The 14376-nt window shown below is 48.6% G+C and carries 9 protein-coding genes; 3 read left to right on the top strand and 6 right to left on the bottom strand.

The window, feature by feature from the left end; all coding sequences use genetic code 11:
- Positions 1–56: 56 nt before the first annotated feature.
- From araA to B5M13_RS21725, 6 genes are all read right to left on the bottom strand, one after another.
- Positions 57–1547, bottom strand: coding sequence for an L-arabinose isomerase (gene araA, locus B5M13_RS21750; RefSeq protein WP_080057670.1), 1491 nt, complete (start codon positions 1545–1547; stop codon positions 57–59).
- Positions 1548–1691: 144 nt separating this feature from the next.
- Positions 1692–3326 carry a ribulokinase gene (locus B5M13_RS21745; protein ID WP_080057669.1) on the bottom strand — a complete coding sequence of 545 codons (1635 nt, stop codon included), beginning with the start codon at positions 3324–3326 and terminating at the stop codon, positions 1692–1694.
- Between the two features lie 199 nt (positions 3327–3525).
- Positions 3526–4227: an NUDIX hydrolase gene (locus B5M13_RS21740; protein WP_080057668.1), complete on the bottom strand. Its 702-nt coding sequence runs from the start codon at positions 4225–4227 to the stop codon at positions 3526–3528.
- A 149-nt stretch (positions 4228–4376) separates the two neighbouring features.
- Positions 4377–5360 carry a pectinesterase family protein gene (locus B5M13_RS21735; protein WP_080057667.1) on the bottom strand — a complete coding sequence of 328 codons (984 nt, stop codon included), beginning with the start codon at positions 5358–5360 and terminating at the stop codon, positions 4377–4379.
- A gap of 9 nt (positions 5361–5369) precedes the next feature.
- A complete protein-coding gene (locus tag B5M13_RS21730) occupies positions 5370–6716 on the bottom strand; it encodes a pectate lyase family protein (protein ID WP_080057666.1) in 1347 nt (448 codons plus the stop codon).
- A gap of 714 nt (positions 6717–7430) precedes the next feature.
- Positions 7431–7853, bottom strand: coding sequence for an OsmC family protein (locus B5M13_RS21725; protein ID WP_080057665.1), 423 nt, complete (start codon positions 7851–7853; stop codon positions 7431–7433).
- A 698-nt stretch (positions 7854–8551) separates the two neighbouring features.
- Here B5M13_RS21725 and B5M13_RS21720 point away from each other — a divergent pair.
- The 3 genes from B5M13_RS21720 to B5M13_RS21710 all read left to right on the top strand — a co-directional run bounded on the left by B5M13_RS21720 (position 8552) and on the right by B5M13_RS21710 (position 14344).
- Positions 8552–8887: a PadR family transcriptional regulator gene (locus tag B5M13_RS21720; protein ID WP_080057664.1), complete on the top strand. Its 336-nt coding sequence runs from the start codon at positions 8552–8554 to the stop codon at positions 8885–8887.
- Positions 8888–8972: 85 nt separating this feature from the next.
- Entirely contained in the window at positions 8973–11600 is a 2628-nt protein-coding gene (locus B5M13_RS21715) for a permease prefix domain 2-containing transporter (RefSeq protein WP_218919459.1), read from the top strand.
- 92 nt (positions 11601–11692) lie between these two features.
- Positions 11693–14344 carry an ABC transporter permease gene (locus B5M13_RS21710; protein ID WP_080057663.1) on the top strand — a complete coding sequence of 884 codons (2652 nt, stop codon included), beginning with the start codon at positions 11693–11695 and terminating at the stop codon, positions 14342–14344.
- Positions 14345–14376: the final 32 nt, after the last annotated feature.

Here is a 14376-nt window from a genome sequence, read left to right as displayed (position 1 = left end):
AAAATATGTGACGAACAGATCGCTCTTTCACTCATTCACTCTTTCGCTCTTTAAAATTATCGATAGGCCGCTTCGCTCCAGCGCAGTTCATTCTTTAACTGGCGGAGGTTGGTGTTACGGTCGATGACAACCAGTTCGACACCGAAGATGTCGGCGAAATCTTCGATATGTTCGGTCGTCAGGTTTTGGCTGTAGACGGTATGGTGAGCACCACCGGCCAGAATCCAGGCTGCACAACCCGTTTGCATGTCGGGCATGGGTTTCCAGATGCCGCGGGCAACGGGTAGTTTGGGCAGTGCTTCGGGGACTTCGACCGCTTCGACTTCGTTGACCAGCAATCGGAACCGATTTCCCATGTCGATGAGCGATACGTTGATGGCCGGGCCAGCCGGGGCATTGAATACCAGACGAACTGGATCAGCTTTACCGCCAATACCCAGTGGGTGAATTTCGCAGGTGGGTTTTCCGGCGGCAATCGATGGGCAGATTTCGAGCATGTGCGAACCGAGCACAAGTGGATTGGCTGGATCGAAATGGTAGGTGTAATCTTCCATGAACGAGTTGCCACCGGGCAATCCGGCGGCCATCACTTTCAGCGTCCGAACCATCGCCGAGGTTTTCCAATCGCCTTCTCCCCCGAACCCGTAGCCGTCGGCCATTAGGCGTTGGGAGGCAATACCCGGTAACTGGGCCATGCCGTGCAGGTCCTCAAACGTATCGGTATAGGCTGTAAAATGGCCATCGTTCAGGAACGCCCGAAGTCCGAGTTCAATTTTGGCGGCATCGCGTAATGAGCTGTGTTGGGCACCGCCTTTCAGGAGGGAGTCCATCAGCGTATAGCTGTCGGCATATTCGGCTACAAGCCGGTCAATTTCAGCATCGGAAATTTGATTGATAACGGCTACCAGATCACCAATACCATGCGTATTGACCGACATGCCGAAGGTCATTTCGGCGGCTACTTTGTCGCCATCGGTTACGGCCACCTGACGCATATTATCGCCAAAGCGAACGACTTTCATGGTTTTTAGCTCGGAAGCAGCTACGGCTACCCGCGTCCAGGCGGCAATTTTGTCGATTACGGCCTGATCCTGCCAGAACCCAACCACGACTTTCCGGTTCAGCCGCATCCGCGACATAATGAACCCAAACTCCCGGTCGCCATGAGCCGACTGGTTGAGGTTCATAAAATCCATGTCGATGCTGCCCCAGGGAATATCACGGTTGAACTGCGTGTGCAGGTGAAGCATCGGTTTTTTCAACACGGTCAGGCCCCGAATCCACATCTTAGCGGGCGAAAACGTATGCATCCAACTGATAATACCGACGCAGTTAGGCGCTACGTTGGCTTCCTGGCAGATGGCATAAATTTCGTCCGGTGTTTTAACGACAGGTTTGAAGATCACCCGAACGGGAATCGGTGCCGCCTGATTCAGGAAATCGGCAATGATCTGCGAGTGTTCGTCAACCTGCCTGAGGGTTTCTTCTCCATAAAGATGCTGGCTACCCGTAATGAACCAGACTTCGTATTGCTTTAGATTTAGCATTATATTATTGGTTTGTGTTGTCAGCTTTAAGAAGCTGACTTGTGCGGTTTCTCAAAACCGTCTGAATACTGGATCAATGTAAAACGCGGTTTCTCAAAACCGCTCGATGTCAGTTTTAAGAAACTGACATCACTGAAATTCGGCCTACTTCCCTTCGATAAATGCCCCTAATTTGAGGTATTTCTGATAGAGCGTTTCATAAACTGGCACCTGTTCTGAACGTGGCTGATACTCGGCATCGAAACCGGAGCCTATGGCGTGTTGGGCGGCTACCATCGTTGGGTGAACGCCTGCTGCAACGGCTGCACACATAGCGGCACCTAATGCACAAGCCTGATCGGCACTGGCTACCTGAATGGGTTTGTTGAGTACATCGGCCAGAGTTTGCATCACGAAAGGCGATTTTTTAGCAACTCCGCCAATGGCAATCACTTTTTTAATGGGTACCCCTTCCTGAATAAACCGCTCGACAATGCTTCTTGATCCAAATGCCGTGGCTTCGACCAGGGCTTTAAAGACTTTAGCAGCATCGGTTCCCAGGTTCAGTCCCGACAGAGCAGCTTTCAGGGTATGGTTAGCATCGGGTGTTCGGCGTCCGTTGATCCAGTCCAGGGCTATCGCGTCTGATTCTGTGACAGGAAGTTTGGCAGCCTGTTCCGATAAATGCGGAATGAGCTGACGACCTAAGGTATCGGCGGCTTCATCGCCCAGCAACTCGCGTACCGGGCTAGTAATCAGGCGGGCAAACCACGCGTATACATCTCCAAATGCCGATTGACCCGCTTCGAGGCCGAGCATCCCCGGCGCTACCGACCCGTCGACCTGCCCACAGATACCCCGGATGAGCCGATGGCCGATTTCTTCGTTGGGAGCCATCAGAATATCACAGGTAGAGGTGCCAATGATGCGAACAAAGGCATAGGGTTCAATTTCGGCCCCAATGGCACCCATGTGTGCGTCGAAGGCACCCACGCCGATGACAACGTTTGTCGATAGCCCCAATTTCCCGGCCCATTCGGGAGAGAGTGTACCCATCGACTGGTCGGCCGTGTAGGTATCGGTGAAGAGTCGATCACGAAGACCGCTTAGCAATGGATCGAGTTTCGTGAGAAATTCGTCGGAGGGAAGGCCGTCGAATTCGTTGTGCCAGAGCGCCTTGTGACCAGCCGCACACCGTGAACGCTTGAGCGTTAGTGGATTAGTGTTGCCCGTCAGAACGGCCGAAATCCAGTCGCAGTGTTCGATCCACGAAAATGCATGTTGCCGAACGGCTTCATCGACACGCAGGGTCCGAAGCAGTTTTGCCCAGAACCATTCGGACGAATAAATCCCACCGACGTATTTGGTATAGTCGACATCCCAATGATGAGCCAAGTCATTGATTTCGTCGGCTTCGGCATTGGCGGTATGGTCTTTCCAGAGAATAAACATCCCGTTGGGGTTCTCGGCAAAATCGGACCGTAATGCCAGGGGTAGCCCCGTTTCATCGACCGCACAGGGAGTTGAACCGGTGGTATCGATGGAAATACCAACGACCTGCTGCCGGACCTCTGCGGGAGCCTGTGCCAGGGCTTCGTTGATTGTGACTTCCAGTCCTTCGAGGTAGTCAAGTGGGTGCTGACGGAATTGAGACGTGGCCGGGTCGCAGTAAAGGCCCTGTTTCCAGCGTGCGTATTCGTGGACGTGGGTGCCGACTGCCTGTCCAGTGTGTGCGTTAACGACTAACGCCCGTACGGAATCGCTACCAAAATCGACGCCAATAACGTATTGATTATTCATAAAGAAAACGACTGGGTATACCGATAAAGAGGGTCTCTTTTTGAATCGTGTATATATGACACAATATTAGAACGCCTTTGTGTTATTTCCATGAAAAATAGAAATTATTTTTCGGTTACTTTCCGACAGGATTTGCATCATGTATAGGACTAATCATCAGAAATATCCTGTACATCGTGCAAATCCTGTCAGAAGAACACTATGTCAAAGTCAATTCGGGGAAAAAGCTAACGTAATCGGTGAGGTATTGCTGATACTTCTCGGTATTAAGGCGAAACAATTGCCCCTTTTTGGTGGCTGAAGTTGTATCTTTCTCGCCTGTAGCTACTAATAAGTCCGTAGATAGAATCTTCCGGCTGAAGTTTCGACGATCAAGCTGACGGTTATAGATCGCTTCGTAGAGTTTCTGAAGTTGTGGAATCGTAAACTTTTCGGGTAACAGCTCGAATCCGATGGCGTGCAAAGCGGCTTTATACCGAAGCTGACGGAGTGCCTGTTCTACCATCTTATCGTGGTCAAAAATCAGTTTGGGCTTTACGTTCAACCCAATCCACGAGGCATTATGCGCCCGAATGGCGGCCACATCCTGATCCTGAATATTGACCAGAGCGTAATACACAACTGAAATCGTGCGCTCGACGGGGTCCCGGTTCACGGCCCCAAACGTTTGTAATTGTTCGAGGTAGTTGTTGGTTAGGCCTGTCAGCGTATACAGAATCCGATTGGCAGCTACTTCAAGGTCTTCTTCTTCGTTGAGAAACCCACCCATCAGTGACCATTTTCCCTGTTCTGGCTCGAAATTACGTTTGATCAGCAGCAACTTAATTTCTTCACCATCGAAACCGAAGATGATACAATCCAGAGCAACCAGAATGCGATTTGGATGGGTATAATGAATCATAGGCAGTTAGTGGTCAGTCAATCTCGGACTAAAAGTGCATGGGGTGTGAGGATTACTCAAACACAGGAAAGACAATCCGCCACGAAACTAAGTACAAAATAGCTTTTCCTGAGAAAATGGAGCGGCAAAGCCATCAAAAGATGACCTTACTACTTCACGTCAGGTTTCCACTGATCGCTGCCCGCCAGAATGATATCAGGTTTGTACGCTTTGATTTCTTCAGTCGATAGTTGCTTCGACCAACTTGCCCGACTCGTAGGGTTAGCACCTGGTCCTTTAGAGCCATACTCAGCGTAGAATGTTGTTTTTTCCGCGTTTGGTTTGTCCCAGTTGTGCCAGCCTTCTGGTTTGATATGATTACCCAGTTGACAATGGATAAACACAGTTTTGGCAAAGTCGCGCCAGGGGCGACCCAGGTAAATGCTGGCGGCTGGCGCGTTGCTGGTGAGCGTGCAGTTCAGGAATACAAACCCATAGGGTTTCCCTTCAGGTGTGGCGGCTGCGGTTACGTAATTTCCGTTCGTTTTACTGAAAATCGTACAGTGGTCGAATACCGCCGTGGCCGACCCGAAAATGAAATCAATCGTTCCTTCGATATAACAGTCTTTGTAATACTGCCGACCGTATTGGCTGGGCATACCGGTATACAGCGTGTCCTGATTTCCCAGAAAACGGCAGTTGATAAACACCGCCCGGTCGCCGGTTACGAAAGCGGCCACGGCCTGACCGACGGGCCCGGCCGTATTTTCGAACGTCAGGTTTTCGGCCCGGAAATCATTGCCAAAGATGTAGAAAGAGCCTGAGGTTGAGGTTCGTAATTTCGTGCCATCGGGGAAGGGCTTGCCCGAATAATCGTCGTAGGTAAGTATGGTCGTGGCTTTGTCTTCACCAATCAGGGTGACGTTGTGCTGGGTAGAGTCGAGCTTTAGTTTCTCTTTATACGTCCCTTTTTTGATGTAGATAATGATGCGCGTCGGGTTATTGGCCGGAACCGTGTTGAGGGCAGCCTGTACGGTTTTGTAATCGCCATGACCATCCTGCGCTACCGTGATGCGCTGTCGCTGAGCGATGGCTGCTGTGAGATGGACGGATAACAGAAAAAGTAAGCCAGGAAATGGTATACGTAAACGCATAAATGAAGGTTATGGCACAAGTATATTCAGGTAGACTTCGATATTGGTATACTGATCATTCAGCTTGAACTGGCTGGCATCAGCAGGGTCTTTGGGGTTCAATCCGGTAGCTGCTTCCCAACTATCGGGCATGCCGTCTGCGTCGGTATCGACAGGGGCTGCTTCGGACTTTAATACTGGCCAGCCACCCACATCCGTTTGGGAGTCGATGATTCCTTTTTTGTTTTTACCGACGGAGGCTGTTCCCATGCGGACGTCGGCAACGATCCGGGTATCGACGGCATCGCGATGAAGACTGGCTCCGGCTTTCGCCAGTACCTGTTCGTACGCTTGCTGAGCGTTTTGTTCGGCAATACTTTCGACCAGAAACGGTTGCGTCGCAATAGCTGAGTCGGGCTGCTCGCATTGTATACCCCCAGCAAGGTTATTAAGGCTAAGGGCTTCGTTGCCCGATACGACATTGCCCGATACGTAAAATCTGCCGTAAGGCTTCGAGGGATTGACAATTCGATTCCGGAGTTTATCGGGGGTTGCCGGGCCAGGCTTGTAATAATTGTTGACCAGGTTATGATTACCACGTTCACCTCCATACGCACTGTTGATCCCCCAGTTATAAATCACATTGTTCCGAAAATCAACGATTTCGCGCGTTGGCTGATTATGGTAGCGAGCACCACAGAAACGTGGGTTCCGGCTGTGTTGGTGCGCAAGCAGATTGTGATGAAATGATGCGCCCAGGCCACCCCAGATTCCACCGTAGCCATGCTCACCTTTCTCATGTACCGACTTGTTCAGGCTTTCGGATACGATACACCACTGTATCGTAAAATTTTCGTTGTCGTAAAACGAAGCACATTCGTCGGTAGCCCAGCTCATGGAGCAGTGATCGATGATGATCTTCTTCTGACGGAGCCCCGTTATGGCGTCGTCCTGTTGGCGGGCTTCGTCGCCCAGCCGAAAGCGCATATAGCGAATAATAACGTTGTTGGTTTCGATGCTCAGGTTATAATTTTTCAGGCAAATACCATCGCCCGGTGCCGATTGACCCGCAATGGTCAGATTCCCCTGTCGAATGAGTAGTTTGGATTGAAGGGCAATGGTCCCCGACACCGTAAAGACGATGATGCGTGGCCCTCGGGTTTCGATAGCTTCGCGCAGACTACCTGGCCCACTATCGTTTAGGTTACGAACAATTAGCACTTTACCTCCGCGTCCGCCCGTTGTATAGCGCCCGAACCCTTCAGCCCCTGGAAAGGCGAGGGCTTTGGAAAACGATGTCTGCCCCCACGCATTAAGTGGGATCGTCAAACTGAGCAGGAGGCCGAGTAACAGCCTATTAAGGTTGGGTTGTATCATGTCATGGAGTTGAACCTATAGGCTGAATAACGATGAATAAGCTACTGGTTGATAGGTGCTTATCGGATTTGTTGCCCCGTGGTTAGGAATCCGCGCCTTTTCGCCAATAGTCACCTGATCGCGACATATTATAACAGGCATTATAGAAAATTAGCTAATCTGTTTAAACTTTCGAAAATGCGATTGAAACGTGTGCCTTTGTCATTCCGACGGAGGAGGAATCTCATAATTTCCTTATCTGCAAGTATGGATAACTTAAGATTCCTCCTCCGTCGGAATGACAAATCACTTCTAAACAAAAGTTTAAACAGGTTCATCTTTTTGACGGCTACTTATATGAACTACATAATGAAGCTTCAGCAAAGACGATATTAAAAGTTTCTAATAGAATGATAGTCAGCAAGTATACAATGCCTTTTTTTTATGCAATCGTTGCCGGGAACGTTCTCAAACAGAATTTTCCTGCTGTACTATGGGAAAAATCTGAGGGAGTAGCAGGAGCAGCTATGAACTAGTTTAACCTCCCAGCATAGACTAAGAGCGATAGGAAGAGGCTGCATTTATCCAGAAATCGGTTGTAGGATATTGTCCTGAAAACGCCCCATCATTGCGTCTGTGGCATAAAAACTGCAAATTTCGGCTTGATTAAACTAGAACTTCCCGAAAAGTCAAACCTTTCGGGAAGTTACGAGCACATGCGTAGTTGTTACCTGCTTAAGCCAGCGAGGCATCAACTGTAATCTTGGTATTGAATAGTTTGGAAATCGGGCAATTCTTTTCGGCATCATCGATGGCTGCCTGAAACTTCTCATTATCGATGCCCGGCACACTGGCTTTCACCACCAGGTGCGATTCGGTAATACCACCAACCGCCGGATCGAGCGAGATGGTGCATTGGGTGTCAATGGCATCGGCAGTGAAACCGGCTTCCTGAAGGTTGAAGGCTAATTTCATGGAGAAGCAGCTTGCGTGAGCAGCGGCCACCAGTTCTTCAGGATTCGTACCTGCGCCATCGGCAAAGCGCGTGTTGAACGAATACTGGGTTTGGTTGAGTACAGTGCTGGCGGTAGATACAGTGCCTTTGCCTTCTTTACCTGAGCCTTCCCAGTGTGCAGAAGCATTCCGTTTAATTGGCATACTGACTTGATGTTAAGTGGTTAATGAAACACGTATTGAGCCGTCAGGAAAGACGTTTATTCTCTAAGACAAAAATAGAGCAACTTTGTTTGATGCGACAGGCCTGATGAAAATGTAAAGAATAATTAAACGTCAGGCACGTTTTTAGTAATAAGGCTAATCAGTAATGAGGCCGAATGTGAACGAATTGTCATCAAACTGTTAATAATATTGGATTTTTCTTGTATAGATTTGATTAATAGCTATATTGGCGCGGAGATTGCCTGGCTATTACTAAACTCTGTACAAAACCTTAGGAAATACGCTGTAAACAGCGCCGATTGCCAGGAAGAACAAATTGGGATCGGAATGAACTTGAACCGGCTAATCCCCCTCCCAGTGGGAAGGGAGACGCCGTAGTTCAGATTAGGTTGGTTTGGAAAGCATAGTAGATGTTCTGCTATGCTTTTTTGTTAAAGGCCCCTGGAGGCTTTTTCTTACTTATGTATCAACATAAATTATTCTTTTTAATCAGCTTTTTAACCCCTGCCTGTCCATAAGCGTACAATAGCTGTCCAAAAACGGACAGCCGTACACGATTTATGATTACTTAAAAGCCCATTTCGTACAGGAGAGGGCTTTTTTTTTATTTGGTCCGGCATTTGACATACGGAAATAGATGAAATAAGCATTCAACTGAGCAGGCCAACGATTGATATATGCGACGAAGTGATTTAGGCGAGTTCGAAGAGGTAGTGCTGCTGGCAGTAGCCGCACTGTCGCCAGGGGCCTATTCGGTCATTATTGCGGAAGAACTTGAGCGCGAAACGGGTAGCTCTGTCAGTACGGGAGCTGTTCATGCGGCTCTTCAGCGACTGGAGCAAAAGGGGTACTTGCGTTCGGAACTGGGTGAGGCTACTGCCGAACGGGGTGGGCGACGAAAACGCCTGTTTACCGTTACTGCCCTGGGTGGCCGGGTACTGAGCGACGTACGTGCCGTTCGGAATCGCCTTTGGGACCGTATCATTCCCAATATCCGCCTGGAGTGGTCATAATGAAAAAGTGTAGAATGTAAAATGGACAATGATTTCTGACTAATCCTCTACTCCATTTTCCATTATTCATTATCCATTACTTTCTATGTCTCCACCTCGCCTTGCCGACCGCCTTTTGACCTGGTTCTGCGCCCCTCATTTGCGGGAGGAGGTGCTGGGGGATTTGCACGAGCGGTATACCCTGCGGGTGAAGAGCGTAGGGGAGGCCAATGCCCAACGACGCTATTGGCTTGATATGCTGGCTTATGTACGACCTGAATTTATTCGACGACAACCTGAACAATACCCTCAATCAACAAATACAACTATGCTACGAAATTATTTGAAAATCGCCTGGCGAAATGTACTCCGCTACAAATTGAATAGCGCACTCACTATAACCGGACTAGCCTTAGGTCTGGCTTGTGGGTTGTTGATGATTCTTCATGTGCGAGAAGAATTGAACTACGACAAAGGATTTTCAAAGGCAGACCGGATTTACCGGATTACATCGGAAAATATTGGCGAGAAAAATCGGCAATGGGCCGCTACATCACCCATTCTGGGGATTGAAATGCAACAGGCGATCCCCGCCATCCAGACCGTAGCCCGATTCCATCGCCCTTATCCAGATCGGGTTTTCAGCTATGTGCCTTCCAATGGCGTGACAAAGCAGTTTGAGGAAAAAACCGGCTTTTTTGTCGATTCGACGGTGGTGGATGTATTCGATCTTTCGTTTGTGAAAGGTGACCCACAAACCGCCCTCAAACAGCAGGACGCCATTGTCCTTACTGAAGCGATGGCGGCTAAATATTTTGGTAATGAAAACCCCCTGGGCAAACGGATTCAGGATGATCTGGACAAACGTCCATTAACCGTGACGGGTGTTATAAAACCCTATTCGTTTCCAACACATTTACAGTTCGATTACCTGATTTCCATGTCCACCTATTACAATCATGCCGACAAAGGAGACCTGGAAAACAGAGGATGGGCGGGCTTTTATAACTACATCTTACTGAACAACAGTGCTTCGCGATCGGATGTAGAAAAACGCATTCCAGAGTTCATGGTGAAGTTCTACGAGGCTAAGGGCGAAACCAGAAAAGAGATTTTGGCAACTCGGAGAACGCCTATTCAACCCATTACAGATATCCATCTGCACTCAAAGCTGGAAAAGGAAATGGGGCCAAACAGCGACATCACTTACGTCTACGTTTTTTCTATAGCAGCCCTATTCATCCTGTTGTTAGCAGCGGTCAATTTTATCAATATGGCCACAGCCCAGGCATTCAATCGAATGAAAGAAGTGGGCGTTCGGAAAGTGTTGGGCGCTCGCAAAGGTCAGTTAATCAGGCAGTTTCTGGGTGAATCATTTATTCTGACGCTATTGGCTACGATAGGGGCATTTCTTTTGTTCCGACTGGCCATTCCTTTGTATAATGATCTGGCTGCGAGGACACTTCGCGTTGAGCAATTGTTCACCCCATCAAACGTACTGCTACTGGTGCTATTGATTGGACTAATCAGTCTGGTTGCTGGCTTTTACCCGGCCTTGTTCATTTCAAACTTCACGCCTGTCAACTCCCTGAAAGGAAAGAAAAGCCAGGTTTCTTCCGTTACGCTGGTTCGAAAAGGGCTAATCGTATTTCAGTTTAGTGTGTCGGTATTCATGATCTTCAGCACCCTTGTCGTATACCGGCAAATGAAGTTTTTTCAGACGAAAGATCTGGGTTTCGATCAGGATCAGGTAGTGGCTGTAAAACTGTATGGACGTGAGATGTGGGAGAAAGCAAATACACTTCAGCAGGAGTTTCAGAAAAATTCAGCCATTACCAGTGTAGCCCGTATTTCTACCTTACCGGGTGATCGATTCAGTACAGACATGCTCGCCCCCCTGGGGAAATCGGAAGATGCATCTCAACTCCGATTTATGTGGGCTGATGAAAATACGCTGCCCGTATTAAAGATCAGGATGAAAGCAGGCCGAAATTTCGTCAGGAGAACGGAGAACGCTCACTTTCCTGTAATTCTAAATGAAGCGGCAGCCAAAGCACTCAAACTGGATTCCCCCATCGGGCAGAAAGCCGTATCTCTGGGAGACACCGGCGAAATTGTGGGTATTGTCAGCGATTTTCATTTTGCGTCCCTGCACAACACCGTAGATCCGCTGGTTATTGTTCAGCACCCTGGACAGGCCAACTACTTCCTGCTGAAAATTAGCGGAAACAAACTAACCGAAACCTTGCAATACGCCCAATCTACGTTGGCTCGTCTGTCGCCCGGTAGCTTGTTCAGCTACACATTTCTGGATGAAAAAATGGCTCGTCTGTATGATTCAGAAAAGCGGGTAGGCAATGTGCTGAACGTGTTCGCCATCTTCGCCATGTTCATTTCCTGTATGGGTTTATTTGGTTTAACAGCCTATGCCGTTCAGGTACGCACGAAAGAAGTGGGTGTTCGGAAAGTGCTCGGGGCTACAGTGACCGGAATTATCGCATTGCTTTCCCGAGACTTCCTTCGCCTGGTGCTCATTGCCACTGTGCTAGCCTCGCCAGTAGCCTGGTGGGCCATGAATTCATGGCTTAACGACTTTGCTTACCACATCGACATTGAATGGTGGATGGTTGGGATTTCCGGTCTGCTAGCCGTTGTCATTGCCTTCCTGACGGTCAGTTTTCAGACCGTAAAAGCAGCCCTGATGAATCCAGTAAAATCGTTGCGATCGGAATGAAAGGTAATGATGAATTATGAATGATAAATGATGCCTACCATTCCTAGTTCGTCGTCCCCTCATTCTTCATTTATCATTCATAATTCATCATTATGTCTCCGCCCCACCTCGCCGACCGCCTTTTGACCTGGTTCTGCGCCCCTCATTTGCGGGAGGAGGTGCTGGGTGATTTGCATGAACGCTATGCCGTACGGGTGAAGCGGGTAGGAGAGACTCATGCTCGACGACGCTACTGGCTGGATATGCTGGCCTATGTACGACCGGAATTTATCAAACGACAACCACACGATACGTCGGCGTGGGAATATCCGAACCCAAAAGCTACTGATATGATCCGAAACTTTGTAAAAATCGCCTGGCGAAATCTGATGCTGAATAAAGCATTTGCCGCCATCAATATGCTTGGCCTGGCCATTGGGCTAACCAGCTTTATGCTCATTGCGGTGTTTGTGTACAACGAATTGAGTTATGATAAATACCCCACCAAGGCCAGCAATCTGTACCGGGTACAGCTTTCCGTAGTGGGCAATGGTAGTGTGGAAGTGTATCCTAATGTTGACCTGGCCGTTGGCGAGGGTATGCAACGGGCGTTTCCTGAAGTAAAAGCATCGACCAGATTCAGTCCTGCTACCGACTACATTCAATACAAAGACAAACAGTTTAAGGAACCCCACCTGGCTTTTGCCGATTCAAATTTTCTGCAACTGTTTTCGATTCCATGTATCAAAGGCAATGCAGCAACGGCATTGGTAGCGCCCAATAGCGTTGTTATTTCGAAAGAATTTGCCCAGAAATATTTTGGTGACGAAGACCCAATCGGAAAAGCGCTGGCCGTTGGTACACAACGAGAAGCTTTTACCGTAACGGGGCTTATCGATAAAGTGCCCGATAACTCACATTTCCATGCCGATGCCTTTTTGAGTTTATCGACACGGCATATCACGAATCCAACCTGGAGCAATCTCGGCTTTTTTACGTATCTGGAGCTAGCCGATAAAGCGGATCCGAAAAAGCTGGAAGCGAAATTTCCACAACTCGTTGCCAAATACGTAGTACCAGAAGTGCAACGGGATATGGGAATCAGTCTGGCCGAAGCGCAGAAATCGGTTGAGACGTTCCGTTTTTTAGTAAAGCCACTTACGGATATCCATCTGTATTCAGATACTAAATACGAAATGGAACCAAATGGCGACATCAAGTATGTCTATATTTTTTCGATACTGGCACTGTTTATTCTGCTGTTAGCCTGCATCAACTTTACCAATTTATCGACGGCACAGGCGGCAAAACGCGCCCGAGAAGTGGGCATTCGTAAGGTGATGGGGTCGATCAAAAATCAGTTGGTCTTCCAGTTTTTGACCGAATCGGTATTGCTGACATTGATGGCGATGGTGTGCGCTTATGGGTTGCTGTTTCTGCTATTGCCGTACTTCAATCAGGTGGCTGATAAACAGATCAGTTTTACTTTTTTTCTGAGTTATCAGGCTATTCTCGCTCTGTTTCTGGTCAGTTTTTTATCAGGCATAATTGCCGGCATTTACCCCGCATTTTTCCTGTCGTCGTTCAGTATTATTAAAACCCTGAAAGGGTCGTTTTTCGGGAAAAGCTCACAGAAAAAGCCACTGCATAGCGGTTTAATCGTCTTTCAGTTTTCTATTTCAACCATCCTGCTGATTGCTACCCTGGTCGTGTACAAGCAACTACAGTACATGCAGAACAAAAAGCTGGGCTATGATAAAGATCAGGTTATTGCACTACCCGATACTCGACTATTAGGCGATAGACAACTCGCTTTTAAAGAGCAACTGGCGCAGAATTCGCACGTTGTTTCGGCCAGTCTGTCGCGGTTTGTGCCGGGCGGTATGATGATGGATGGGACGCAGATTTACCCAAAAAATGAGACCTCGAACGGCGTCGAAATTCATACGAATATTTTTCATGTCGACTATGATTACCTGCGCACCTTAGGTATACAGCTTGTGCAGGGCCGAAATTTCTCCAGAGACTTCCCGACCGACTCGATTTCTGGCGTCCTTATCAACGAATCGGCGGTTCGTGAATTAGGCTGGAAGGGGACCAATCCCATCGGTAAATCGGTGGTTCGTTCGGGCAATCGTGAGTTTAAAGTCATTGGCGTTGTTAAGGATTTCAACTATGTATCGGTCAAGCAAAAGGTGGCTCCGCTCATGCTGATGATGGGCCGAAATGCGGGCGGTATCGTGCTGAAAATTAAAACCACGGATGTTCCAGGCTTTCTAGCTGACCTGAAGGCTCAATGGGAAGCTTTCAACCCAAATGGGCCGCTGGAATATCATTTTCTGGACGAGCAGTTCGCCACTTTCTACGCCAGCGAACAGCGTACTCAACAACTATTCTCTGCCTTTGCCGTTCTGGCCGTAATCATCGCCAGTCTGGGGTTGTTTGCGCTGTCGGCGTTTGTCATCGAGCAGCGTACCAAAGAGATCGGTATTCGCAAAGTGATGGGGGCTTCGGTGCCAGGTATTGTGCAGTTATTGGTTAAAGACTTTGTCCGGCTGGTGCTGATTGCTATTGTCATTGCTTCGCCCATTGCCTGGTATGCCATGCACCACTGGTTACAGGATTTCGCCTATCGAATCGACGTTGAGTGGTGGATGTTTGCATTGTCGGGTCTGATGGCACTTGCCATTGCCTTGCTGACGGTCAGTTACCAAAGTATCAAAGCCGCCCTGATGAACCCCGTGAAATCATTGCGTTCTGAATAGCATGGAGCAAGGGGCGTGGCGCATGGGCTATT

It is taken from the genome of Spirosoma aerolatum (assembly GCF_002056795.1).
GTDB classification, from domain to species: Bacteria; Bacteroidota; Bacteroidia; order Cytophagales; family Spirosomataceae; genus Spirosoma; species Spirosoma aerolatum.
This window is presented reverse-complemented; position numbering and strand designations above follow the sequence as displayed.